Here is a 24,585-nt window from a genome sequence, read left to right as displayed (position 1 = left end):
AGTCAGCCCGATTCGACGGTGCCGATGGTCGAGCTGTAGGTCGCCACCGCCCCGAACTGTGCTCCGATGATCGTGATTGACCACGAGGAGCCGTCCGGTGCGACGGAGTAGAGGACGCGAGCGCCATCAGGCACGGCAGCGAGCCCGGTGCCGTCGGGCAGGAGGATCCGCTCCGGCGCGGTCAGCCCGACGGACAGAGTCGACGGGTACGGACCGGTGCCGAACCTCTGCTCCAGGACGAAGGCGAGCGTGCTGGCGCTCTGTACGACGGCCGACCGCTCGGTCTCGACAGTCGCCGGAGCTGGCGGCGCGGCAGGTTCCGGCGTCGCTGCCGGAACAGCAGACTCCACCGGAACAGCGACGGCCGGGCGTTGCGGGACCGCAACCGGTCCGACTGCAGCGCTCCGGCCATCGAGGGGGAGCGAGAGTGCTGGCAGGTGGACACCGGAACCCGCCAGAGCAGACCCGATGACCGCGTACGCCATGAGCGCCGTCCCGACGCTGCCGAGGATCGCACCTCCGCGACCGAACGCCCGCGCAGTGGCCGAGCCCCATCGTGCTGTTTTGATCGCCTGCACGCCGAAGACGATCGCCGAGATGCCGATCGTCGAGGCGATGAAGCCCGTCTGGATCCCGGACTGTTGCGGCTCGACGAGTGCGATGACCACGCTGCCGAAGCCGAGCAGCATCGCCAGCGTCGCGAACGCCCAGGGCCTCGTGCGCCGGCGTGGCTTCGCATTCAGCAGCGGTGAGGGTGCGTGGAGTGTCGGCAGCCGGCGAGCACCGCTTCGCGAGGGTCCTGACGAGTACTCCGGAGGGGACCAATCTCGTGGTCCTGGCCCGCCCAACGGCATCGTCGTTCCCCCATCCGCTCAGTACGACGGACCCATCTTGATCGGCGACGCCGACGTGAGCGATCCCCAGAACTGGGTTGATGGGCTGGCCAGGAGTGCAGGTGGCAGACCGCTACGATCAGGCGGACATCGGCACCGGATGCTCCTCGGCCTCGGGCAGGCCATTCGGCGGACGAGGTCGCAGGGTTGGGCGGTCGCTGCGGGCATCGTGACCGTCATGGCGATCGTGGTGTCCGTGACCTGTGTGGTCGTCGCGGAGCACGCTGGGTGAGCCAGCGCTGCGTGACGGTTCTGGTTCACGAACCCCGGGGATCGTGAACCAGAACCGTCACCCAGCGGAAAACGCCCCGCACTCGCCCGGAGCGGACGGTGAGACGGAGCGGGTCAGTCATCGCTGGTCGGGACGCCGCTCTGCATCTGCGCCCGCATCTGGGCGAGGACATCGGCGTGCAGGAAGTTCGCTTCGGCCGCACTCGTGGGGTCGACCACGATGCCGAACTCCTCGGGGAGCGCGGACACGAGCTCGGACATCGGCACCGGACGCCCCTCGGCGTCGGGCAGACCGGCGGCGAGTTCGGCCGGGTCGGTGAAGACGGGCACGAACGGCTTGTCCCGGATCATGACGTGGGCGACGCTGCCGGCCTCCGGAGCGCCCGCCGGCTTCCAGGGGACCCACGCCGCGCTGCGCAGGAAGCCCGCGGGCGAGGCGGCCATTCGGCGGCGGAGTTCGGCGGCCGCCGTAGGCGGGGCCTTGTCGACGCCTCGGCCGAAGGCTGATCCGTTGGTCTGATCGGTACTCACACCAGCCATGCTGTCACGGTCGGCGGACACGGCGGGGCCGAGCCGCGCCTCCAGGCCGACGCCCGGCGCACGCGGACGTGCGCCGGGCGTCGGAGGTGACGGACTCAGTACGCGGCCGACTGCCCGCCGTCGATCGGGACGACCGTCGCGTTGACGTAGGACGCGTCGTCGGACAGCAGGAAGGCGACGACGGCGGCGATCTCGGGAGCCTCGCCGTAGCGCTTCGTCGGGTTGACCTGGATGAACTCCTCGGCGGCCTTGCGCGGGTTCTCCGCATCGAGCTGCTTCATCGAGTTCTCGACCATGGGCGTCCAGATGGCACCGGGGGCGATGGCGTTGATGCGGATGCCGTAGCGGCCGTACTCGACGGCCGAGTTGCGGGTGAGGCCGACGACGCCGTGCTTGGCTGCCGCGTACCCGGACTGGTTGCCGATGCCACGGATGCCGCCGACGCTCGCGGTGTTCACGACCATGCCGGAGCCCTGCTCGCGCATGACCTTGAGCACCTTCTCGAGGCCGAGGAAGACGCCTCGCAGGTTGATCGACACGACGCGGTCGAACTCGGCGGCGGTGAAGGACTCCGTGGGGTTCTGCTTGCCCTCGATGCCGGCGTTGTTGAAGAAGCCGTCGATGCGGCCGAAGCGCTCGGTCGTGGCGGTGACGTAGGCGTCGACCTGGGCTTCGTCGGACACGTCGGCGACGGTCGTCAGGACCTGCGCGTCGGGGGTGGCCTCGAGCACGGCGGCCTTCGTCGCCTCGAGTCCCTGCTCGGAGACGTCGACGAGGGAGAGCGCAGCGCCCTCGGCTGCCAGGCGGACGGCGGTCGCGCGGCCGAGGCCGGAGCCGCCGCCGGTGATGAGGACGACACGGTCGGCGAAGCGGGTGGCGCCGGTGGGGGTTTCGGGCATGGTGGGAGGCCTCCTGAGGTCTTCGACGGTGAAGGGCTCGGGGTCCGCGGTGGGGCAGCGAGTCCGATCGATGCATCCGCATCGAGATACCTAGACTACACCTGTCGTTTAACGGTGGAGTCAGCAGGCGTCCAGCACCCGCACCATCGCGTCCCGCTCCGCCGGAGCCACCCACAGGCGGTACTTCGCCTTCACCGTGACCTGGTGCTCGATGTAGGTGCAGCGGAACGCCTTGTTCGCGGGGAGCCAGGTCGCCGCGTCGCCGGAGCCCTTCTGCGAGTTGGACCGCCCGTCGACGGCGAACAGGTTCACCGGGTCGTTCGCCAGCGCCTGCCGCTCGCTCTCGGTGAGTCGCTGCGCTCCGGTGCGCCAGGCGTTCTCGAGCGCGACGACGTGGTCGATCTGCACGAGGGTCGAGGTCGTGTTGCCGCGCACGAAGTCCACCGTCGCACCGGTGTACGGCGAGACGAGGGTGCCGGTGAGCACCTTGCAGCGGCCCTCGCGGGTGATGTCGGCGAGGTCGCGGGCGAGGACGTCGTTCCGGGTGTCGCACCCGTTGTGGTCGACGTCCAGCCAGGCGCTGCCGAAGTCACCGGTGCGGTCGTAGCCGGTGCCGGCGGCCTTGCCCTTGACGGGCAGGTCGGCGAGCTGGGTGCGCGCGCGGACCGCGTCGGCGTCGGTTCCGCGGCTGACGGTCGGACTGGAGGCGGGGCTCGCCCCCGACGACGCCTGCTGCGGTCCGATGGTGGTCGTCTCCCCGGCAGTGGGGCCGCCCGCAGCGGTCGTGCCCGCCGCGTCGGCGTCCGGTCCGAGGACACCGGTGGCGTCGAGGGCGTAGCCACCGACGGCGAGGGCCAGGACGACGAGGACGGAGGTCAGGGTGATGCGGCTGCGGCGTCGGCGGGACGTCATGCGGTGGGACTCCAGGTGGTGCGGGGCGGAACGTGGTGCGGGTCGAACGGGGCGCGGGCGGCGGGTCAGGTCAGCAGCGAACGGATGTCGTCGGCGGTCAGGTCGTCGGCGAACAGGGCGTCGTCGTCGATCATCGTGGCGAACAGCTCGGCCTTGCGGGCGGCGAGGGCGAGGACCTTCTCCTCGATGGTGTCCTCGGCGATGAACCGTTGGACGCTGACCGACCGGGTCTGCCCGATGCGGTGCGTACGGTCGACGGCCTGGGACTCGGCGGCGGGGTTCCACCACGGGTCGAGCACGAACACGGTGTCCGCCTCGGTCAGGGTGAGCCCGAACCCGCCGGCCTTCAACGAGATGAGGAACGCCGGAGCGGTGCCCTGCCGGAAGCGCTCGATGACCTCCGGGCGCTTGCGGGTGGAGCCGTCGAGGTACTCGTAGCCGATGCCGCGGGCGTCGAGGGCGTCCGACACCATCCGCAGGAAGGAGGTGAACTGGCTGAACACCAGGGCGCGACGGCCCTCTGCCGCGAGCTGTTCGAGTTCGTCGAGCAGCAGGTCGAGCTTGGCGGAGGGGATCGGCGTCGCCGGTGGCACAGGCGAATCCGACCCCGCCGACACCAGCGCCGGCGACAGCGCGAGCATCCGCAGCAGCGTCAGCGACCGGAACACGATCATCCGGTTCTTCGACAGGTCGTCGATCAGGTCGAGGACCTTCAGCCGCTCCCGGTTCAGGGTGCGCTCGTACAGCTCCCGGTGCGCGGGGTCGAGCGTGACCCGGACCACTTGTTCCTGCTTCGGCGGCAGGTCGGCCGCGACGGCTTCCTTGGTGCGGCGGAGCATGAGCGGCCGGATCCGTCGGCGCAGCCGCCCGGTGAGCTCTTGCCGGGCCTCGCCGCGGAGCTCGGGCGAGGCGAGGGGCTTCACGTAGTCGTCGCCGAACCGGGTCCAGGTGGACAGCAGCCCCGGCGCGACGATGTGGAACAGCGCCCACAGGTCCGTCAGGCCGTTCTCGAGCGGGGTGCCGGTGATCGCGAACTTCACCGGTGCCTGCAGCTCCGAGGCCACACGGTGGGTCTGGGACTGCGGGTTCTTCACGAACTGGGCCTCGTCGAGCACCAGCGCCGACCACGGCAGGTCGGTCCAGGCGCGGGCGTCGAGCCGGAGCAGCGCGTACGAGGTGACGACGATGTCCGACGCGGCAGCGGTGCGGGCGACGAGCCCGGGGTCCTTCAACGACGTCGAGGTCACCGTCGAGACCCGCAACGACGGCACGAACTTGGCCGCCTCGGCCGCCCAGTTGCCGACGACCGAGGTCGGTGCGACGACCAGGAACGGGGGCGCGTCGGGCTCCGCGGCGCGACGGGCGGCGACCATCGCGAGCACCTGCAGCGTCTTGCCGAGGCCCATGTCGTCGGCGAGCACCCCGCCGATGCCGTGCGTCACCAGGAACGACAGCCACGCGTACCCGGCGTGCTGGTACGGCCGCAGGTCGGCGTGCACGGTGTCCGGCACGGGGACGTCACCCGGGGGAGTCGCCCCGAGCAGCCCCGAGGCGATCGCCTGCCACCGCTCGTCGTGCGAGGTCTCGTCGGCCAGCAGGTCGAACTCCGACCACAGCCCGGCGTGCAGCGGCGTGACGGCGATCGGCTGGTCGGGCTCCCACTCGTCCAGGTCGCGCGCCTCGTCGATGAGCTCCTTGAGCCGGTCGAACGCGGGGTCGGCCAGCGACAGGTACGAGTTGTCGACGAGCTTGAGCCGTCGCTGCCGACCCGCGAGCGCGGTGAGCAGCGGCGTGAAGGGGATCTGCTTGCCGTTGACGCTGACGATGATGCCGAGGTCGAACCAGTCGTGCTTGTCCGACGGCATCGTCGTGACCCGGATGTGCGGCCGCCCGCTCAACCGCTCGTAGTCGAGTCGCTCGCCCTGCACGACCGTGCGGACGCCGAGCGACGGCAGCTCGGGCAGGAACTCGTTCGCGAACACCGCGACGTCGGCCCCGTCGATCGTGCCGTCCTGGAACCAGTCCAGCCCGCCACCGGGTCCGGCAGTGCGGACGGGAGGCCCGGCCTGCGTCGCGTCGTCGGCCCGCGTCGTCGACGTGGTCGGCTCCACCGCCACGGCCGGGTCCGCGACGGGAGTGTCGTCGGTGCCGGCCGGATCGTCGGCGGCACGGAGCCCGGACAGGTCGGGGAGCGGGCCGTGCAGGGACACCGGGTCCTTCCGGCCGTCGACGTGCCAACGCCAGTGCAGGTGCACGCGGTCGTCGGTGCGCGGGGCGCGGGCCGGCTCGAAGGTCGCGGTGAGCACGAGCTCCGGCGGGGTGCGCTCCGGCAGCTCCACCGAGCCGTCGGAGCTGACCAGCCCGAGGGCACCGCGCAACCGGGGCGACCAGTCGGCCAGGAACTCGTCGACCTCGGCGGTCGGCACGGTGATCCGGGTGCCCTCGACGAGCATCCGGCGCTGGTCCTCGGGCACCGGCGCCGGGGTCGGTGCGACGGCGACCGTGAACTCGGGGCTCTCGCGGAACACGTAGACGCCGTGGTCGCCGATCATCCGCGCTGCTCCTGGCACCACGGGCCGGCCGTCGAGCACGGCACTCGCACCGATCACCACGGCATCGTCGTGCCGGGCGACGTCGAGCAGCACCTGCGCCTGCGTGCCGAGCACCGCACCGCCCTCGCGCTTGCCGGTGACGAACGCGATGTCGAGCGCCGCAGCCTGCTGCAGGAGCGGCCAGAGCAGGGGGCTCCGGAAGTCGTCGAGGTGCAGCCAGTCGCTCTCACCCGGCAGGCCCGCGAGTTGCCCGGCGCGGTGCAGGGCGGCGAGCTGCAGGAACCAGGCGTGCTGCTCGGCACCGACGCCGAGCCGGTTCTGCGAGTAGGGGAGCGTGCCCCACGTCAGCTGCCCGCGCACCCAGTTGCCGGCGTCGCTGCGGGTCACCGGCCGGACGCCGAGCCGCACGCCGCGGGACGGCGCCGGCAGGGCGCGGCCGGCGGCACGGGCGCGCGAGGCGAGCTTGGCGGGGACCGCGTCACGCAACTCGAACTGCAGACCCATCCGGGTGCCCTGCGGGGTGGGCGCCCGCTCGTCGTCACCGGCGAGGCGGGCGAGGTCGTGCCTCCAGTCCGAGGGCGGCGGAGCCGGCGTCTCCGGGCGTGGGCCGGCGTTCGCGGCGAGGGCGCGGGCGTTGATGGTGAGGAGCGCGGCCGCGACGTGCTTGCAGTCGCCGCCGAGCGGGCAACTGCAGGTGCTGCGGACCGGGCGGACGAAATCGCCGCGCGCCGGGGTGGTGTCGACGCGGAGTTCGTACGGGTCGTCGGCGGTGCCGGACACGATCGCGGTGACCGTGCCGTCGTCGTCGTGCCAGGTGGCGTCGTCGACCAGGCCGGCGCGGACGACGTCGCGTGCGCGACCGAAGGTCTGCGGCCCGACGAAGCGGATGACGTCGACGGCGTCGATCATCGGGGCAGCAGGCACGGAACCATCGTGCCAGTCGCCACCGACGATCCGGGCCGCCACCCTGTGCGACGGACATCTGACAGGACTACCGTCCAACTCGGAGCGCGACGACTGCGGTCCACGGAACCGATTGGAAACGCATGCCGGACCGACTGCGGTGGGTACGCGATTCAGCCGACCACTGGAACGGGTGGATCGACGCCGAGGTCGTGTGTGACATCACCCGGACCGACACGTACACCGTCGATTCCCCGGACCACTCGTTGACCGGCGGGCACTCGTCCTTCGAGAGCGCGGCGGCTCAGGTGCACGGCTGGGTGCGCTGGACCGGCCGTTAGGCCGCGGAACGCAACCCGGTTGTACGTCCACCCGCTGCTCCCTAGCGTGAGAGGGCAGGCCGGGGACCACCCGGAGGTGACCACACCGCTCTGCTCCAGGAGAGAGAGGTGTTCCCATGACCGACACGACCGAGTCGCAGGCGCCCGCTCCGGGTTCCGATCCTGCTGCACGCCCCGCTTCGCCGCGTTCGCTCGTCGCCGTGGCCGGTCAGGACACCGACGAAGCCATCAGCTCACTCGCCGGCATGTACGCCGGCAAGGCCTGGTACTCCCGGGCCCTCGACCAGGAGTACTGGTTCAAGTACGTCGGTGTCGGTGACGAACGACTGAGTGTCCGCCGTTCCCAGATGCACGGGTACCTGCGCGGCGATGTCGCCACCGAGGGCGAGGTCGTCGTCCAGTGGCTCGAACGCGGCGAGGCCCGCGTCGACGTCGGCCGCGACGAGGTCCGCATGCAGCCCGGTGTCCCGACGCTGTTCCCTGTCGAGCGCCGGTTCGAGATGGAGTACCAGGACTGGGACCAGCGCCTGGTGCACCTGCGCCGTGACCTGGTGCTCGACGTCGCCGCCGAGGACCACCTGGTCGACGGCACCATGGCGTTCGACACCACGACGACGCCTGACTCCGCAGCGCTGGGCCAGTGGCGGACCGCCGTGTCCGGCGCGCTCCGTGCGCTGCGCGAGGAGGGCGACGAGTCCCTTGCCTGGCACGAGGCGCAGCGTGACGTCGCCCGGGCCCTGTTCCGGATGTACCCGCTGCAGGCCGAACGGTTCCCCGCGGGCTACGGCACCCGCAGTGACGGACGACTCCGGGCCGCGGTCGAGTTCATCCAGGCGCACGCCCACCAACCGCTCACCGTCGCCGACATCGCGCAGGCGGCCGGGCTGAGCATCCGTGGGATCCAGGAGTCGTTCCAGCGGGCGTTCGAGCGCTCGCCGATGACGTACCTGCGCGAAGTGCGGCTCGGACGGGTGCACGAGGAACTGCGGATCCTCGACCCGCAGGCGACCTCGGTGGCGGACGTCGCCCGGCGGTGGGGCTTCGCGCACATGGGGCGGTTCGCGTCGGTGTACGCGGCCCGGTTCGGGGAGTACCCGCGGGAGACGTTGCGGCGCTGAGGGGCGCGGGCGCTGTCGGCGTCGGCTGCTGTGCTCAGCGCTTCGCCGGCTCGGCCAGCTTGCTGTGCTTCCGCGAGTACCCGAAGTACACGCCGAGCCCGATCGCGAACCAGATCGCGAACCGCACCCACGTCTCCCACTGCAGGAACGTGACGAGCCACAGCGACGCGATGACGCCGATGATCGGGATGACGGGCATGAACGGCAGCCGGAACTGACGGTCCAGGTCGGGCTGCCGGTAGCGCAGGACCACCACGGCGGAGCACACCACGACGAACGCGAGCAGGATGCCGATGTTCGTGAGCTCGGCGACCACACCGATCGGCAGCAGCCCGGCCAGGATCGCTGACGCGATGCCGAGGATCCAGGTCACCCGGGTCGGCACGTGCCGCTTCGGGTCGGTCTTCGCGAACCACTTCGGCATCAGGCCGTCGCGGCTCATCGAGAACCAGACGCGCGAGGCACCGAGCATGAACGTCACGAGCACCGTGACGATGCCGACGATGGCACCGATCGCGATGACGTTGGCGACACCGCCGAGCCCGACGGACGCGAACGCCGACGAGAAGCCCGACGCCGGGTCGATGTCGGTGTACTTCTGCATCCCGGTGAGCACGAGGGTCGCCAGGACGTACAGCACCATCGAGATGCCCAGGGACAGCAGGATCGCCTTCGGCATGTGCTTGCGGGCATCGGTGGACTCCTCGGCGGCGGTGGACATGGCGTCGTAGCCGAACACGGCGAAGAACACGGTCGCGGCACCGGTCATCACGCCGCCGAAGCCGAACGGGAAGTACGGGGAGTAGTTCGCGCTGTTGATGTGGAACACGCCGAGCACGACGATGAGCACGACGAGCGCCACCTTGATGCCGACAGCGACGAACTCGAACCGGGCGGCGCTCCGGATGCCGCGTGTGAGGACGAACGCGGTGAGCAGGCACAGCGCGATCGCGAAGACGTCGATCACGTGGCCGTCACCGGTGCCCGGGGCGCCGAGCATCCAGGCGGGCAGGTCGATGCCGAACTGGCCGACCAGGAACCCGACGTAGCCGGAGATGCCGATCGCGACCACCGCCACGATCGCCGTGTACTCGAGCAGCAGGTCCCAGCCGATGAACCACCCGACGATCTCGCCGAGCACCGCGTAGCCGTACGTGTACGCGCTGCCGGCCTTCGGGATGAGCCCGGCGAACTCGGCGTACGACAACGCGGCGGCGGCGCTCGCGACCCCGGCGACCAGGAAGCTGATCAGCACCGCGGGCCCGGCGACGCCGTTCGCGACGGTGCCGGCGAGGGTGAAGATGCCGGCGCCGATGATGCCGCCGATGCCGATCGCGGTGAGCTGCCACAGACCGAGGTGCCGTTTCAGGCCGCCCTCACCCCCGGCCTCGTCATCGATCGTGTCGATGGGCTTCCGTCGGAACAGGGTGCGTGTCGTCGTCGTCACCCGCCCATGGTGCACCCGGAGTCGGTCGTGCGCACGGGCGGGGTTTCGCGCTGGGCGACACTTCTCGCGCCGCCGAGCCCGTGAACTGTCGCTCAGCGCGAAAGAACGGCCCGACCCCCCCCCCCCGCGCGCGCACGCGGCTGCACCGCAGGCACCGGGCGTAGACCTGGAGCATGCGCCACCCGAAGAGGACCGAGCCCGGCCCCGGCCAGGAGTCCGTCTGGGACTACCCCCGCCCACCCGCCGTCGAGCGGGTCACCGCACGCGTCGTCGTCCGTCTCGGCGGCACGGTCGTCGCCGACACGACCGACGCCGTCCGCGTGCTCGAGACCTCGCACCCGCCGGTCTACTACCTGCCCATGGCCGACCTGGCCGAGGGTGCGCTGGTCAAGGCACCGGGTTCGAGCATGTGCGAGTTCAAGGGCCTGGCGCGCTACTTCGACGTCGTCGGTGGTGACGGGACGGTCGCGAGCCGTGCCGCCTGGAACTACCCGACACCGGTCCCCGGCTACGAGTCGCTGCGGGAGCGCGTCGCGATCTATCCGTCGGCGATGGACTCGTGCGAGGTCGGCGGCGAACGGGTCCAGGCGCAGGACGGCGACTTCTACGGCGGCTGGATCACGGCGGACATCGTCGGGCCGTTCAAGGGCGCGCCCGGCACGTTCGGCTGGTGACCCGGCGTCGTCAGGCGGGGCGGCCCTGACCCGGGCCGACCCGTTTCGCGAGCGACGGGGCGGACGCGACCCGGGCCTCCCGGCCGGACCGCGTCAGCGGTTGGCGTACGGCGACCAGAACGGCGGCGGGAACGCGCCCCCGGTCACGATCACGAGCACCTGCCAGACGAGCATGACGAGCCCAGCCGTCCCGATCACGATGCCGATCCACGCCCACACCTGCACGGCCCGGCGACGACCGGCGATCCGGATCGCCCGCCAGCCACTGAGCACGCACACCAGCCCGAACACCGCACCGAGCAGCACGTGCTGCACGGTCGACTGCGCGGGCACGATGATGCCGAGGTAGAACGCGACCGGTCCGAGCACCACCGCGAAGGTCGCCGGGGCTGCCGGCGGTTCGTGGTCTCGAGCGACTGCTCCCATGGACCGCATGTTAGCGAGTGAACCTCGCTTCGAACACGTCCGAGTCGCGCAGCGCGGGCACCCGGTCGCGGGAACGGGCACCATGGAGGCATGCGTTCCTTCTTCCGCGTCCTGCTCGGCCTGGCCCTCGTCGTCGCGGGCACGAGCCACCTCACCTTCGCGCGCAAGGAGTTCACGGCGCAGGTGCCCGAGTTCGTCCCGCTGGACGACGACACGACGGTGCTCGCATCGGGGGTCGCGGAGATCACGCTCGGCTCGGCCCTGGTGCTCGCCCCGAAGCCGGCCCGCCGCTTCGTCGGCTCGGTCGCGGCCCTGTTCTTCACGGTGATCTTCCCCGGCAACCTGTCGCAGTGGGTCAACCGACGCGACGCCTTCGGCCTGGACAGCGACGAGAAGCGCTTCGTCCGCCTGTTCGGTCAGCCCGTCCTCATCGCGCTCGCCCTCTGGTCGACGCGCGGCCGGCGCTCCTGATGGGCGCGCCCGCGCGGCAGACCGGCCCCGCCCCCGGGACGGGTCCTGGGGCGAGTCCTGCGTCGGGTCCCGATCCGCTCGGGTCCGGCCCGGCGCGCTTCGGTCGGGAGGCCCGGCACCCCCTGGCAGGACGCGCTCGCGTCGCGGACGTGGTCGCCTCCACCGCGCTGCTCGTCGTGCTCACGGTCGGTGCGTTGGCAGCGGGGTGGGGGATCAGGCTCATGTCGCTGGCGTTCGTGTCGTGCGCGGCGCCGGGGAACACCTGCAACGAGACGCTGGGGGACTCGGTCGTCGTCGTGGGACCGATCATCGTGGCGGCGGTGCTGGTCGCCACCATCGCCGTCTGCGTGCTGCGGCTCGTGCGGCGTCGGCTGACCTGGCCGGTGGTGCTCGTCGGCATGGCGGCGATCGTCGCGGTGTTCTTCGCCTCGCTGCTGCTCGTCGACAGCTCGGTCACGCACGGCATCTGAGGGACTCTTCCCTCACAGGCTGAGTTCGTGGAGCGGCTCTCCACAGAACCCGGATCGCGCCTCGGGTGGGGGCTTCCGGTTCGCCACGCTGGAGCCATGCCTGACACCGAGATGCTCGACCGCCTGATCCGTGAACCCGTCCGCACCGACGACGACGTCGTCCGACTCGTCGAAGCCGTCGTCGAACGACCGCTGCGCCGGCAGTGCTGGGTGCTGTTCCTCGACGACCGCGGGATGTCGATCCCGTTCCTGTTGCCGATCGCCGACCTGCCGTACTCCCCGGACGAACACGTCGACGACTTCGCGGCCCTGATCGCCGACATCGTGGCGCAGCTCGGGGCCGTCGACGTCGTGCTCGTGTGGGAACGCCCCGACGCCGACCGGCTCTACCCGGTGGACTGGGAGTGGGTCGACGCCTGTGCCTGCGCCCTCGACGAGCAGTCGGTCCGGCTCCGCGCCCAGGTCGTCGTGCACTCCGGGGGAGCCGCGATCGTCGAGTTCGACGAGGAGACGCAGGCGGTGGCCTCGTGAGCGGTCAGCCCTGGGGAGCGGCGTCCGGCACGTCCTGGCCGGTGAGCTCCTCGACGATCGCCTTCGCCTGCGGCCACGACTTCGCGTAGTGGTCCGGATCGGAGTTGATCTGCACCGCGTGCGCCATCTGCGTCGGGCTCATCGTCTTCCAGCCGGGGACCTTCACGAGCTTCGTGTAGAACATCGTCGCGGCCGTGTACGGGTCCATCCGCTGCTCGTACGTGCCCCAGGCGCCGTTGTCGCGCTGCTGGAACAGGCCGCGGCTGTCCGGGCCCGCGGCGTCGCCGTGGTCCAGGTTCACCAGGCTCGACTCGCCGATCGCGGTCATCACCCCGACGGCCTGCGTGTGGGGGCCGATGCCGAGCGCCTGGGCGGCTTCGATCACGTGGGCGGCGTTCACCAGGCGGTCCTGGCAGAAGCCGCCGACGGGTCCGGCCGGCACGACCATCCCGCCGATCGTCTTCGAGGCGACGGCCGGGCACGCGGGAGTCGGCGTGGCGGCGCTCGACTTCGCGATGCCGGCGAGCGAGTTGACCGCGATCACCACGAGGACGACCACGCCGATGCCGACCGCCACGATCCCGGCGCCGAACACCGAGGCGAGGGTGATGCCGACACGGCGCATGACGGGACCTCTCGAGGGGCTGGGCGGGTGCTGGGCGGGCGGAGCGGGAAGAGCAGCACGAGCGTACGGGCGCCTCCTGGGAAGCCTGCGGCGGCCCGCCGTGATCGCCCGTTCGGGGGTTCGGCGTTCAGCGTTCGGCGTTCGGGGTTCGCCGCGGGTTGCTCGCCGCGGGGAAGATGCCTCCCCGGCAACGAGTGACGGTTCTGGTTCACGAAGCGGGGGCTTCGCGAACCAGAACCGTCACGGGTCACTCGTGCACGTCGGTCACCGCCTGCGTCGACCGTCCTGCCGACCCCGACGCAGGCGCCAGCCTCCGGCGGACAGCGACAGCGCGGCGATCACCGCGATGACGACGGTCCAGATGACACTGGTCGCGTCCATCAGACGTCGCGGTGGTCGTGCGGCGGGCGCTGCACCTTCGTCGGCTCCGTCACGAGTCCGGTCGGGGCCTTCTCGGCCTGCTTCCGTCCGTGGGTGAACCAGGTCAGGATCCAGAGCAGCACGCCCAGGGCCAGCAGTGCGCCGGCGATCTGGTACTGCTGCGGGTCACGACCGGACGAGAACGGCAGGACGAGCCAGAGGCACGTGATGATGCCGATGACCGGGATGATGACGCCCGCGCGGAAGTGCTTGTGGTCGACCTTGTCGCGGCGCAGCACGAGGACGGTCACGTTCACGACGGCGAACACCGTCAGCAGCAACAGCGAGGTGGTGCCACCGAGGACGACGACGATGGGGGAGTCCGGGTCGAGCGAGACCCACCCGATCAGCAGCAGCGAGATGAGCGTGGTGAAGACGATCGCGGTCGACGGGGTGCGACGGGCGGGGGAGATGCGGGACAGGAAGCCCGGCAGGACACCCTGCTTGCTCATGCCGTAGAGCAGGCGCGACGCCATCATCATGTTGATCAGGGCCGTGTTGGCGACGGCGAACATCGAGATGAAGGGCAGCAGGTCGGCGATCGGGAAGTCCGGTGCGGCGGTCTGCACGACGGTGACGAGCGGGGTCTCGTTGCCGGCCAGTTCACCGATCGGTACGACGGCCACGGCGCAGATCGACACGAGGACGTAGATCACGGCGGTGATGCCGAGGCCGGTGAGCATGATCTTCGGGAAGATGCGCGAGGGGTCCTTGGTCTCCTCGGCCATGTTGACCGAGTCCTCGAACCCGACCATCGCGAAGAACGCCAGCGACGTCGCGGTGCTGATCGACAGCAGCAGGGACTTGTCCTCCGGCGTCTCGAACATCACGACCCGCGAGAAGTCCGCGTTGCCGCCCGCGATCGCCCAGAACCCGATCAGGATCACCATGACGAGACCGGACAGCTCGACGAGCGTCAGCACGACGTTCGTCTTGACGCTCTCGCTCACCCCGCGGAAGTTGATGAACATCACCGCGAGCATGAAGCCCATCGCGATGAGCATCACCACGCCGTTCGGCAGCTCGATGCCGAACCCGGCGCCGAGGTTCGCTGCGAACGCCCGCGATGCCGTCGACGCCGATGTGATCCCGGAACACATCACGATGAACGTCACGATGAAGGTGACGAAGTGGATGCCGAACGCCTTGTGCACGTAGAGCGCGGCACCGGCGGTCTGCGGGTACTTCGTCACGAGTTCGAGGTACGAGAACGCCGTCAGCAGCGCGACCGCGAACGCGATGAGGAAGGGGAGCCACGCTGCCCCGCCGACCTCGGCCGCGACCTGGCCGGTGAGCGCGTAGACACCCGTGCCGAGGATGTCGCCGACGATGAAGAGCAGCAGGAGCTTGGGACCGATGACCCGGCGGAGCTCGTGCTGCTCCTGCTGTGGGCGGTCCGTCTTGGTGGTGGCCATGCGTCACCCTTGCGCGCGAGATGCCTTCCTGTCCAGTCCCACAGGAAGGTTTCTCGCGATCGCAACACGGTCGCTCGGCGACGGATACGCTCCGGCCATGGACCAGCAGTCGAACACCACCGAGGAGCCCATCGAGTTCGCGGACTTCAACGCGAAGCTCCTGGTGCTCGACGTCCTCTGCTACGACCTCGACGTCCTGGACCCCTACGACTCGGACGCGGAGGACGAGACCGACGAGGACCTCGACGTCGACGGGCAGGACGACCGAGCGCGCGAGTACTACGACGACCTCGACCTGCTGCCGTCGCACCTGTCGCTCGTCACCGAGATCACCGTGGACTCCGACCTCGAGGTCCTGCAGGACGTCCACCCCGGCTGGGACGGCTCGGACGACCGCTTCGACCCGCAGAACTGGGACGACCTGCTCGACCTGCCGGAGCTCCGCACCGTGTACGCCGCCGCACCACTGCCCGCCCACGTCGCCGAGCGGCTCGCGGCCAAGGGCGTCGAGGTCCGCTCCGCCTGAGCGGGACGCGACCGGGACGCGACCTGGACGCACCGGGGCGGACGGACGGCTAGCGGTCCAGCGCCCGCAGCTGTTCGGTGAACTGCTTCGCGCCGCCCTGCGCCGGGTGCCGCACTGCGGTCGCCTCGATGCCGGCCAGGGCGAGTGCTCCCTGCGCCTTCCGACCGACGGCGACCACCCGGACCCGGTCCACGCCGCCGAGGGCCTCCAGCAGCGCGAGGGCGACGGGCGCTCCCGAGTGGACCTCCGCGGGTCTGGGCGTCCGGTTCGTCAGCCGGTCCGGTGCCACGAAGGGGTGGTGCGGGAAGATCGCCCACGCGACGGGGAGGGCACCGCGCCAGCCCTCCAGCGCAGCGTGCACGACGCGCGACGAGGCCTCCCACGGTGCCGTCGGCTCCGGCGGGACGCCGTATTCGGGTCCGAGCTCGCGCATGCTCGTGAACGGCACACCCGTGTTCGTCATGCCGCGCCACCCCGGTGCCTCGGCCACGAGCAACGTGTCGGCGCCCGGCCCGGACTGCTCCAGGTACCGCGTCAGGTTCGCTCGCCGGAGTCGTCCCTCGGGCGATCCGACGTCGTAGAGCGTCTCGGCGTCCGACTCGACGGGCACGGCGTCGAGCGCCGCCCAGAACGCGGCGAACCGGCCACCCGTCCCGCTCACGAGCGCCCGAGCACCCGGCGGTAGACGTCCTCGAGTCCCGCGGCCGACCGCTCCCAGCTGAGGCGCTCCGCGTGCTCCCGGCCCGCAGCGGCGAGCCCGGCGGCGTACGGCGCATCCGTCAGGATCCGCTCGATCTCGGCCGCCCACTCCTGCGGGTCACGGGACTCGAGCACGACGCCCGTCTCCCCGTCGACCACGGCCTCACGCAGGCCCCCGGCAGCGGCGGCCACGACCGGCACCCCGGAAGCGGAACCCTCGAGCGCGACGAGCCCGTACGTCTCGGAGTGTGACGGCACGAGCACGGCTGCCGCGCCGCGGAACAGGAACGCCAGGTCGGCACGCGACTGCGGCCCGATGAAGGTGACGTGGTCGGCGATGCCCCGCTCGTCGGCGAGCCGACGCAGTTCGTCCACGTAGTCGCCCGCCTCACTCGAGACGTCGCCGGCGATGACCAGGGTAGGGCGGGCCTCCAGGCTGATGTCCGCGATCGCCTCGATCGCCAGGTCCAGGCCCTTGAGTGGCTGCACGCGCGCCGCTGCCACCACGTAGGGGGTGGCGGCGCGGCGCGCACCGACGGCGGCGGGGCGGAAGACGGACCCGTCGACCCCCGGCGGCACGATCCAGATGCGGGCGTCGTCACCGCCGAGCCGAATGCGCACGGTCGACGCTTCGGCCTCGGACACCACGACGACGGCGTCCGACTCGCGGGCGAGCAGTTCCTCGCCGCCGATGCGGCCGGCGGACTCGGGACGTTCGCCCTCGGACAGCGGCGTGGCCGGGTCGGCGGCGATGGAGTGGAACGACTGCACGTGGGGGATGCCGCGCTCGCGGGCGACGGGCAGCGCGGCGGCGCCGGAGAACCAGTGGTGCGAGTGCAGGACGTCGAACGGCCCGAGCTGCTCCAGCTCGTGGCGGAACGGTTCGATGAACGCGTCGTGCTCGCCCTTCGGCACCGGCTCGGCCGGCCCCGCGGACAGGAACCGCAGGCACACGCCCGGCACGAGCGACACCGAGTCCGGCTGCGTCGGGGCTGACCGGCGCGTGATGATGTCCACGTGGTGGCCCAGGTCGGCCAGTGCCTCGGCCTGGTGCCGGACGACGACGTTCATGCCGCCGACCTCGCCCGAACCGGGTTCGTCTCCGGGGGAGGTGTGCAGCGACACCAGCCCGATGTGCAGGGGTTCGGTCGTCGCGCTCACCGCTCAACCCTAGCCGCGCGGCCTCCGCTGCGACGGGCGTGCGGGTGCCACCACGACGGGCCGGCGGCCCGCCTCGTCCAGCGGGTCGCACAGGAGGGCCGGATCACCTCCCAGGATCTGCACGCGCTGGTCGCCGTGTCGCTCCCAGAACGCCGCCGTCCACGCGCACAGCGCCCCGTCGAGCAGGTCCTCGCGGTGCTTGTGCGTCGGACCGTGCAGCACCGACGGGTCGGCGAGCCGCTGCGTCAGCGGGTGGGAGTCGAGCAGCAGCGGCGGGTCGAGCGGGGTCTCGCGCAGCCGCCGGACCAGCTCGTCGAAGGCCTCGGCACGACGGGCACGTGCCTCGGCGGCGGGGATCCGGAGGTCGAGCCGCTTGTACCGGGGTCGTTCCTCGTCGTAGCCGAGCTCCTCCACGCCGACCAGCGTCGTGTACGGGTAGCACTCGAACATCGCCGGACCGGTGCGTGCCCGCATGGCGTCCGTGTCGGAGACGTACCCGACGCCGAGTGCGGTCAGCCGGTCGAGCAGCGCTGAGCCGGCGCTCGCCGCAGATGCCTGGTTCGTCGGGTTCGCCGCGACCTTCCACCGGCCGTACCGCTGCCCGACCTGCCGCTCGGACTCGCGGATGCCCGTCGGGTTCGTCACGACGAGCGAGGCGTCCACGGCGATCAGGGATCGTGGCCCGAGGTGCTCGGCGATCCAGTCCGTGACGGCGTCGACCCCGCGGGCCCACCCGGCGTCGGTGATCGTGCCGTCGTGGCCCATCGCCACCAGCCCGGTCTCGTTCGCGGCCTTCCGCTCGGAGCCGAGCCCCCACGCCAGGTCGATGCCGAGGTACGCGTTCACCCGCCCATCCTGCCGACCCTGGCCGCAAGACACCGGTGTCCGCGGGCTGAACACCGGCGTGCGCGTGTTCGACCAGGGAACACCGGTGTCTTGCGGGAACAAGAGCGGTCCCGGCTGCGGGCGGGCGGCCGGCACGCGTGTACGGTCCGCTGCATGGCGAGCGAAGCGACGACGGTGCGGGTGCCCGGGCCCGACGGTGACCGCGAGGTCCGGATCAGCAGCCCCTCGCGGGTGCTCTGGCCCGAGGCGGGCATCACGAAGCTCGACCTGGCGGAGTACCTCGTCACGGTGGGCGACGCCTTCGTCCGGGCGAACGGCGACCGGCCGATCTCCCTGCAGCGGTTCCCCGGCGGCGTCGACGGCGAGCAGTTCTTCTCGAAGAACCCGCCGAAGGGGGCGCCCGACTACGTCCGCTCGGTGACGGTGACCTACCCGAGTGCGCGGTCGCACCCGCAGCTCGTGATCGACGAGCCGGCCGTGGCGGTGTGGGCCGCACAGATGAACACGGTGGTGTTCCACCCGTGGGCTTCTCGTGCCGAGGACAGCGACCACCCGGACCAGCTCCGCATCGACCTCGACCCGCAGCCCGGCACCGACTTCGGCGACACGGTGCCGGTGGCCGAGGAACTGCGGAAGGTCCTCGACGAGGTCGGTCTCACCACCTGGATCAAGACGAGCGGCAACCGCGGCCTCCACGTGTTCGCACCGATCCGCCCCGAGCACGAGTTCCTCGAGGTGCGGCATGCAGTGATCGCTGCGGCGCGCGAACTCGAACGACGGATGCCCGACCGGGTCACGACGGCGTGGTGGAAGGAGGAGCGGGGGCAGCGGATCTTCGTCGACTTCAACCAGGCGAACCGCGACCGCACGATGGCCGGTGCTTACAGCCCCCGGGCCCTGGCGCACGCCTCGGTGTCGACGCCGATCGCGTGGGAGGAACTGCGCACCGCGGACCCGACGACCTTCACGATCCGCACGGTGCCGGAGCGGCTGCGCACCACCGGCGACCCGTGGGAGTCGATGGGGGCGCAGCCGGGCAGCATCGCGCCGCTGCTCGAGTGGTGGGAGCGGGACCTCGCGAACGGAGAGGGTGAGCTGCCGTTCCCGCCGGACTTCCCGAAGATGCCGGGGGAGCCGCCGCGCGTGCAGCCCTCACGAGCGAAGAAGCCGAGCTGAGGCCCAGCGGCAGAGCGTCAGGCTGCGGAGGAGACGTCCCGCTGACGGTCCGGGTCCTCGACGCGCGTGGTGTGCGTCGGCAGCCCGATGCTGGCGGTGTGCAGGCGGGTGAGCCGCGACCAGGTGCCGCGGTGCACGTCGGTGATGCCGTCCACGATCACGAGCCGAGTCCGACCGTGACGAGTGCGAGCGCCGTGGCGGTCACGCCGGCAATGGCGCTGATGACCGCGCTGAGCTGCAGGACGCGCTGGCGCCGTGCCTCTCGGACTTCTGTGAAGGGGCTCCGCCGAGGGTGGCGGACAAGCGTGCTGGTGCTCATGTCGATCCGCTCCGATCCGGGCGTCCGAACTGGACGCCTCGTGCTGCTGAGATCATCCTGGCACGGCTTCGCTAGTTCGGCTAACTACTTTTCCCCGAACGTGACAGAACAGCGACAAACGGACACCGCAGTGCGTTCCGTCGTCAGGACAGCACGTCGTTCAGGTCGTACGCACTCGGCACCTCGAGCTGCTCGAACCCGCACGACGTCGCGTCACGGTCGGGCCGCCACCGCTCGAACTGCACCGTGTGCCGGAACCGGTCGCCCTCCATCTGGTCGTACCGGACCTCGAGCACCAGCTCCGGCGCCAGCCGGACGAACGACGTGTCGCGACCCGACGAGAACCGCGACCGTTCTCCGTCACCGGTGACGGGCCTCCCGTCCGCATCGCGGAGCACGACGGGCTCGAGCTCGTCGATCAACGCGGCCCGGCGCTTGTCCGAGAAAGCGGAGACGCCGCCGACCTGGCGGAGCTCGCCGTCCGCGTCGTACAGGCCGACCAGCAGGGACCCGACGCCGGAGCCGCTCTTGTGCACGCGGTAGCCGATCGCGACGACGTCGGCGGTGCGGTGGTGCTTGATCTTGAGCATCGAGCGCTTGTTCGGTTCGTACGGCCGCGCTCGCGGCTTCGCGACGACGCCGTCGAGCCCGGCGCCCTCGAAGGTGGTGAGCCACTCGCGCGCCTGCTCGACGTCGAGGGTGGTGCGGGTGACGAAGAGCGGGTCGGTCATCGCGTCGCCGAGCTGCTCCAGGCGCTCGCGGCGCTCGTCGAAGGGGCGGTCCACCAGCTCCTCGCCGTCCACCGCCAGCAGGTCGAAGGCCACGAACTGCGCCGGCGTCTCGACGCTGAGCTTGGCGATCCGCGAGGCCGCCGGGTGGATGCGCTGTGACAGGGCCTCCCAGTCGAGGCGCTCGGCACCGGGCTCACCGGAACGCAGGATCACCTCGCCGTCCAGGACGACCGGGTGGTCGCGGCCGCCGAACTGGGCGCGGAAGGCCTCGACGAGCTCGGGGAAGTACCGGGTGAGCGGCTTGGCGCCGCGGCTCCCGATCTCGACGTCGTCACCGTCGATGGTCACGATGCCCCGGAAGCCGTCCCACTTCGGTTCGTACCGCAGCCCGCCCTTCGTGCTGTCCGGGTCGGGGACGGTGGCGACGGCCTTGGCGAGCATCGGTGCGATCTCCATGGGTCCTGTCTACTCGCGCGCGGTGGCGGGGCTGCGCACTTCGTGAGCAGGAATGGTCGGGTCCGGCTCGACGACCCGACATCTTCTGCTCACGATGCGCGGCCGGGAGGCCCGGATCACCCCGGGCAGGTCGGCCAGCGTCGGTAGGGTGGCCGGCGTGACGACCGTGCCCCCACCGGCAGCGCCGACCCCGGAACCGATCAGCCCCGTCCAGGCCGCCGCGCTCCGCGACGGCGTCCTGCCACCCGTCGAGCAGGTCCGGCCGGGCATCTGGACCCTCGCGGTGCCGTTCCGGTTCGGGGTGCCCGACGCGACCCTCGTGTACGTCGTCGAGGCGGCGGACGGCTCGCTCGCGGTGATCGACCCCGGGTGGTCTGCCGACGGCGGGCTCGCCGAGCTGCGGGACGGGCTCGCCAGGATCGGACGGAACCTGGACGACGTGTCGCTCGTGGCCGTGACGCACCTGCATGCCGACCACCTGGGTGCCGCGGCGGCCATCCGGCGGGCGACGGGAGCGCGTGTGGCGATGCACGGCCTCGAGGTCCGCGCGCTCGACCGGGAACGCGTCGACGCCGAGCGGAACGACGCGGACATCGCGACGTGGGGGCTGCCGGAACACCTGCGGGCCGGGGTCGTCGAGGCCTGGGGCAGCGGACGCCGGATCGGGATGGGCCGGATCGAGTCGCCGTACGCCGACGTGCTGCTCGAGGACGGCGACCTGCTGCCGATCTCCGGTCGGACGATCCGCACGCTGTGGACCCCGGGGCACACGAGCGGGCACGTGTGCTTCCTCGACGAGGCCGACGGGCTGCTGTTCTCCGGCGACCACGTGCTGCCGCGGATCAACTCCGGCATCGGGCTCGGCGGCCGGACCGGGACGAACCCGCTCGGCGACTACCTCGCGTCCCTCGCGCGGCTCGACCCGTACGCCGACCTCGAGGTCTGCCCGGGGCACGAGTACCGGTTCCGCGACGTCGTCACCCGCGCGCAGACCCTGGCTCGGCACCGGGAGGAACGCTCGCGTCACGTCGCCGCGGCCCTCGACGTACTGGACCGTCCGACGCTGTTCGAGGTCGCCGCCCGGGTGCCCTTCAGTGGCGGGATCGAGTCGATGACCGGGTTCCTGCTCGCGAGCGCCCTGACGCAGACGGCCTTCCACGCGGAGCTGCTCGGGCGGGCCGACGAGGTGCGGCCCGCCTGACGAACGCCGCGGCCGCAGGGGTCAGCCGAGCGTCGTCGCCAGGCGCTCGATCGTCGTCTTCGCGTCGGCGAACTCCGCGGCGGCGTGGTCGGCCAGCGGTGCGAGGTCCGGCAGCCGGTCGGCCAGGGTCGCGCTGACGGTGATCGGGTACAGCTTCATGCCGAGCGCGGTGCCGAGCACGATGTGCAGGACGGGGGAGCCGTGGTCCCAACCCTCGGTCGGGGTGCCGGCGTCGTAGGTCGCGCCGCGGCTCACCACGGTCACGACGGGGCGTCCGGCCAGGGGCTGCACGCCGCCGGTCAGGATGCCGGGCACGTGGATGCGGTCGATCCAGGCCTTCAGGGTCGACGGCACCGTGTAGTTGTACAGCGGCGCACCCACCACGACGACGTCGGCGGCCAGGAGCTCGTCGATGACCGCTTGACGCAGGGCCTCGGCCTCGGGTGCGACGGTCTCCTCGGCGGTGCGGTCGGCGGCCGCCCAGTGCAGCGCCGAGCTCTCCAGGTGGGGGAGCTGGTCGACGTGCAGGTCCCGCCGGACGACCGTGTACTCCGGGCCGCGGGCGCGCCAGGCGTCGGCGAAGGCCGCGGTCAGTGCGCGCGAGCGGGAGTGGGACAGGTCGGCCGAGGAGTCGATGTGCAGCAGCGTGGGCATGTCGCCAACGCTACCGGCGCGGACCCGGCCGGGCGCGGATGCGAAACGGCCCCGCCTGCTCCGGTGGAGGAGCAGGCGGGGCCGTCACGGGCCTCCCGTCCACCGCGCGGGCACGCGACGGACGGGAGACGTCTCAGGGTGTCAGCGCTGGGCGCGACGACGACGCGCGAAGCGGGCGCCGATGAGGCCGGCACCGGCGACGAGCAGGCCCAGGGCCCACGGCAGTGCGTCGGTGGTGTCCGAACCGGTGTAGGCGAGCTGGCCGCCGGTGTTGACCGGGGCGACCGGGGCTGCTGCTACCGGCGGGGCCGGGACGGGCGCGACGATGCCGGTGACGGTGGGCTGGACCTCGACGGCGAAGGACGTGCTGAACGAGCCGAACGCGACGGACAGGTTGTGCACCGAGGCGTGCGGGAAGGTGACGCCGACGACGCCGAAGTCACCGAGCTCGGGGTCCGGAGCGATCACGTCGCTGGCGATGTCCGACGTGACGGTCGGCAGCACCACCTCGTCCTCGTCGGCCAGGACGTCGTTGCCGAACCGGTCGACGAGCCCGCCCTGGACGACGAGCGTGCCGCCCTGCTTGACCGTCGGACGGCCACCCTCGGTGAGCTCGACCGAGAAGGAGTCGTCGGTGGACTCGGAGTCGACCGTGTAGACCGAGCCGTCGGGCGCGATGATCCACGTGCGCTGCTTGTCAGCGGTCAGCTGTGCGCGGTCGATCGTGTAGACCTGCACCCCGAGCGGTGCGCCGGCCTCGACGTTCAGCGACACGTACTGGGTGACCGACTCGGTGCCGCTCGTCGCGGTGACAGCGAAGGTGTACTCCCACGCGTCGGTGGCGACGCCGCTGAGTTCACCGGTCGAGGCGTCGAAGGAGACGCCGTAGGGCAGCTGCTCGTCAGGCTCGGGGATGTACTCGTCGCCGTTCTCGTCGAAGTACGTGGTGTCCTCGAGCTCCTCGTCGTCGAACCAGGCGAGGCTGTACTTCGGCTCCGGGAAGCCCTGCGCACGGAAGGTGTGCGAGAAGGCGTCACCGGCGGCGGTGCTCAGCTCGAGCGGGCTGTCCTGCGTGGCACCGGCCTTGGTGGGCTGGCCGTCCTCACCGAGGAACGCCGGGGTCTGCGTCACGGCGGCGGTGGCCTCGGACTCGACCGTGGAGGTCTCGGTCGCGCCGGGCAGCGTGCCCGTCACGGCGACCGTGATGGTCTTGCGGACGTCGGTCGGGTCGACGACGTAGCTCGCGGCCTTCGACAGGACGTTGCCGTCCTGGTCGGTCCAGGAGTACTTGTACCCCGCCTCGTCGTCGAAGCCGGTGACGACGGCGACGAGTCGGGTGCCGACCTTGGCCGTGCCCTCGATGGTGACGGTGGCGTCGGCGGCCTTGGCCGTGACGTCCGGCTTCGAGGTCTCGGTCGGCTTCGGAGCCTCGGTGGCGGCCGGCGCGGTGGTCTCCGGCGCGGCGGGCTCGGTGGCCTCGGGGGTGGGCGCCGGGGCTTCCTCGACCGGAGCCGGGGTCTCGGGCGCGGTCTCGACGGGCGGGTCCGTCGGCGTCGGCGTCTCGTCGGAGACGACCGGAGCGGGCGTCTCGGCGGCCACGATCGGCTGCGTGGTGTCGAGCGTCTCGGCGTTGGCGGCCGTCGCGGTCATGATGCCGAGGCCGGTGGTCAGGCCGACCAGGGCGACGGTGGTGCCGACGGCGCAGGCGCGACGGACGGTGGAGGTGCTGCGGTGCACGGGATCCCCCAGGGATTCGGTCCGGGCTCATCGCCCAGATCATGTGAATTTGCCGAGAATGTCGGCGTTCTCGGATCGTAGCGGGATGACGTTGCCGGGCTGTGACGATTCACCGGAATGTGACCCGGGTTGGGGGTGCGTGCGGGAAACCGCCGGACCCCCGCACGCGCGGCGCGCCCTGTGAGCGCGGACGGACGGACGGGAGGCGCGG

24 protein-coding genes and 1 pseudogene are annotated in these 24,585 nt (G+C 71.5%); 8 read left to right on the top strand and 17 right to left on the bottom strand.

All coding sequences use genetic code 11. The features are described from left to right. Positions 1–2: 2 nt before the first annotated feature. The 5 genes from BIU91_RS03355 to BIU91_RS03335 all read right to left on the bottom strand — a co-directional run bounded on the left by BIU91_RS03355 (position 3) and on the right by BIU91_RS03335 (position 6,951). The gene (locus BIU91_RS03355) at positions 3–689 is read right to left on the bottom strand and encodes a hypothetical protein (protein ID WP_071404209.1); all 687 of its coding nucleotides are present in this window, start codon (positions 687–689) and stop codon (positions 3–5) included. 549 nt (positions 690–1,238) lie between these two features. Beyond that, on the bottom strand, positions 1,239–1,664 hold the full coding sequence (locus BIU91_RS03350) for an SseB family protein (protein ID WP_139196542.1): 426 nt from the start codon (positions 1,662–1,664) through the stop codon (positions 1,239–1,241). A gap of 95 nt (positions 1,665–1,759) precedes the next feature. Then, positions 1,760–2,563, bottom strand: a complete 804-nt coding sequence (locus BIU91_RS03345; protein ID WP_071404207.1) for an SDR family oxidoreductase — start codon at positions 2,561–2,563, stop codon at positions 1,760–1,762. Between the two features lie 120 nt (positions 2,564–2,683). After that, positions 2,684–3,475 (bottom strand): HNH endonuclease family protein, encoded by a 792-nt coding sequence (locus BIU91_RS03340; RefSeq protein WP_071404206.1) that lies wholly within the window; start codon positions 3,473–3,475, stop codon positions 2,684–2,686. 65 nt (positions 3,476–3,540) lie between these two features. Then, positions 3,541–6,951, bottom strand: a complete 3,411-nt coding sequence (locus BIU91_RS03335; protein WP_139196541.1) for a DEAD/DEAH box helicase — start codon at positions 6,949–6,951, stop codon at positions 3,541–3,543. A gap of 436 nt (positions 6,952–7,387) precedes the next feature. Here BIU91_RS03335 and BIU91_RS03325 point away from each other — a divergent pair, with 436 nt between their 5' ends. Then, complete coding sequence (locus BIU91_RS03325) at positions 7,388–8,389, top strand: AraC family transcriptional regulator (protein ID WP_071404204.1); 1,002 nt, start codon at positions 7,388–7,390, stop codon at positions 8,387–8,389. A 34-nt stretch (positions 8,390–8,423) separates the two neighbouring features. On the opposite strand, the gene BIU91_RS03320 is transcribed toward BIU91_RS03325, so the two are convergent. Beyond that, the gene (locus BIU91_RS03320) at positions 8,424–9,836 is read right to left on the bottom strand and encodes an amino acid permease (RefSeq protein WP_071404203.1); all 1,413 of its coding nucleotides are present in this window, start codon (positions 9,834–9,836) and stop codon (positions 8,424–8,426) included. Between the two features lie 173 nt (positions 9,837–10,009). Between BIU91_RS03320 and BIU91_RS03315 the strand changes: the two genes are divergently transcribed. Then, positions 10,010–10,510 (top strand): DUF427 domain-containing protein, encoded by a 501-nt coding sequence (locus BIU91_RS03315; protein WP_071404202.1) that lies wholly within the window; start codon positions 10,010–10,012, stop codon positions 10,508–10,510. 93 nt (positions 10,511–10,603) lie between these two features. Here the strand turns inward: BIU91_RS03315 and BIU91_RS03310 are convergent, their stop codons facing one another. After that, the gene (locus BIU91_RS03310) at positions 10,604–10,936 is read right to left on the bottom strand and encodes a hypothetical protein (protein ID WP_139196540.1); all 333 of its coding nucleotides are present in this window, start codon (positions 10,934–10,936) and stop codon (positions 10,604–10,606) included. Between the two features lie 90 nt (positions 10,937–11,026). Between BIU91_RS03310 and BIU91_RS03305 the strand changes: the two genes are divergently transcribed. From BIU91_RS03305 to BIU91_RS03295, 3 genes and pseudogenes are all read left to right on the top strand, one after another. Then, positions 11,027–11,407, top strand: coding sequence for a hypothetical protein (locus tag BIU91_RS03305; protein WP_071404200.1), 381 nt, complete (start codon positions 11,027–11,029; stop codon positions 11,405–11,407). Next, positions 11,374–11,877 (top strand): annotated as a pseudogene (locus tag BIU91_RS19305) (DUF6264 family protein); the annotation flags it as partial. The gene BIU91_RS03305 and the pseudogene BIU91_RS19305, both read left to right, overlap by 34 nt. Before the next feature lie 96 nt (positions 11,878–11,973). After that, positions 11,974–12,408, top strand: a complete 435-nt coding sequence (locus tag BIU91_RS03295; RefSeq protein WP_071404198.1) for a hypothetical protein — start codon at positions 11,974–11,976, stop codon at positions 12,406–12,408. Positions 12,409–12,412: 4 nt separating this feature from the next. On the opposite strand, the gene BIU91_RS03290 is transcribed toward BIU91_RS03295, so the two are convergent. Both BIU91_RS03290 and BIU91_RS03285 read right to left on the bottom strand, forming a co-directional pair. Continuing rightward, positions 12,413–13,033 (bottom strand): hypothetical protein, encoded by a 621-nt coding sequence (locus BIU91_RS03290; RefSeq protein ID WP_071404197.1) that lies wholly within the window; start codon positions 13,031–13,033, stop codon positions 12,413–12,415. A gap of 380 nt (positions 13,034–13,413) precedes the next feature. Further along, positions 13,414–14,868: an APC family permease gene (locus tag BIU91_RS03285; RefSeq protein ID WP_071404196.1), complete on the bottom strand. Its 1,455-nt coding sequence runs from the start codon at positions 14,866–14,868 to the stop codon at positions 13,414–13,416. A gap of 97 nt (positions 14,869–14,965) precedes the next feature. On the opposite strand from BIU91_RS03285, the gene BIU91_RS03280 reads away from it, so the two are divergent. Then, positions 14,966–15,394, top strand: a complete 429-nt coding sequence (locus tag BIU91_RS03280; protein ID WP_071404195.1) for a hypothetical protein — start codon at positions 14,966–14,968, stop codon at positions 15,392–15,394. 49 nt (positions 15,395–15,443) lie between these two features. Here the strand turns inward: BIU91_RS03280 and BIU91_RS03275 are convergent, their stop codons facing one another. The 3 genes from BIU91_RS03275 to BIU91_RS03265 are packed head-to-tail and all read right to left on the bottom strand — an operon-like array spanning position 15,444 to position 18,100. Continuing rightward, positions 15,444–16,055, bottom strand: a complete 612-nt coding sequence (locus tag BIU91_RS03275; RefSeq protein ID WP_071404194.1) for a uracil-DNA glycosylase — start codon at positions 16,053–16,055, stop codon at positions 15,444–15,446. After that, positions 16,052–17,254: a glycosyltransferase gene (locus BIU91_RS03270; RefSeq protein ID WP_071404193.1), complete on the bottom strand. Its 1,203-nt coding sequence runs from the start codon at positions 17,252–17,254 to the stop codon at positions 16,052–16,054. The genes BIU91_RS03275 and BIU91_RS03270 overlap by 4 nt, the downstream gene beginning before the upstream one ends. A gap of 9 nt (positions 17,255–17,263) precedes the next feature. After that, positions 17,264–18,100, bottom strand: coding sequence for a DUF429 domain-containing protein (locus BIU91_RS03265; protein ID WP_071404192.1), 837 nt, complete (start codon positions 18,098–18,100; stop codon positions 17,264–17,266). A gap of 153 nt (positions 18,101–18,253) precedes the next feature. Here BIU91_RS03265 and ligD point away from each other — a divergent pair, with 153 nt between their 5' ends. Beyond that, a complete protein-coding gene (gene ligD / locus BIU91_RS03260; RefSeq protein WP_071404191.1) occupies positions 18,254–19,276 on the top strand; it encodes a non-homologous end-joining DNA ligase in 1,023 nt (340 codons plus the stop codon). A 17-nt stretch (positions 19,277–19,293) separates the two neighbouring features. On the opposite strand, the gene BIU91_RS18790 is transcribed toward ligD, so the two are convergent. The 3 genes from BIU91_RS18790 to BIU91_RS03255 all read right to left on the bottom strand — a co-directional run bounded on the left by BIU91_RS18790 (position 19,294) and on the right by BIU91_RS03255 (position 20,782). Continuing rightward, positions 19,294–19,431 (bottom strand): hypothetical protein, encoded by a 138-nt coding sequence (locus BIU91_RS18790; RefSeq protein ID WP_171907766.1) that lies wholly within the window; start codon positions 19,429–19,431, stop codon positions 19,294–19,296. Positions 19,432–19,433: 2 nt separating this feature from the next. Further along, entirely contained in the window at positions 19,434–19,595 is a 162-nt protein-coding gene (locus tag BIU91_RS18785; RefSeq protein WP_163343780.1) for a hypothetical protein, read from the bottom strand. A gap of 143 nt (positions 19,596–19,738) precedes the next feature. Beyond that, complete coding sequence (locus BIU91_RS03255) at positions 19,739–20,782, bottom strand: ATP-dependent DNA ligase (protein ID WP_071404190.1); 1,044 nt, start codon at positions 20,780–20,782, stop codon at positions 19,739–19,741. A 157-nt stretch (positions 20,783–20,939) separates the two neighbouring features. Between BIU91_RS03255 and BIU91_RS03250 the strand changes: the two genes are divergently transcribed. After that, positions 20,940–21,983: an MBL fold metallo-hydrolase gene (locus BIU91_RS03250; RefSeq protein ID WP_171907765.1), complete on the top strand. Its 1,044-nt coding sequence runs from the start codon at positions 20,940–20,942 to the stop codon at positions 21,981–21,983. Positions 21,984–22,004: 21 nt separating this feature from the next. Here the strand turns inward: BIU91_RS03250 and BIU91_RS03245 are convergent, their stop codons facing one another. Both BIU91_RS03245 and BIU91_RS03240 read right to left on the bottom strand, forming a co-directional pair. Further along, on the bottom strand, positions 22,005–22,637 hold the full coding sequence (locus BIU91_RS03245; protein WP_071404188.1) for an NAD(P)H-dependent oxidoreductase: 633 nt from the start codon (positions 22,635–22,637) through the stop codon (positions 22,005–22,007). A gap of 141 nt (positions 22,638–22,778) precedes the next feature. Beyond that, entirely contained in the window at positions 22,779–24,374 is a 1,596-nt protein-coding gene (locus tag BIU91_RS03240) for a putative Ig domain-containing protein (RefSeq protein WP_071404187.1), read from the bottom strand. Between the last annotated feature and the right edge of the window lie 211 nt (positions 24,375–24,585).

This window comes from Curtobacterium sp. MMLR14_002 (assembly GCF_001864975.1).
Lineage (GTDB): Bacteria > Actinomycetota > Actinomycetes > Actinomycetales > Microbacteriaceae > Curtobacterium > Curtobacterium flaccumfaciens.
This window is presented reverse-complemented; position numbering and strand designations above follow the sequence as displayed.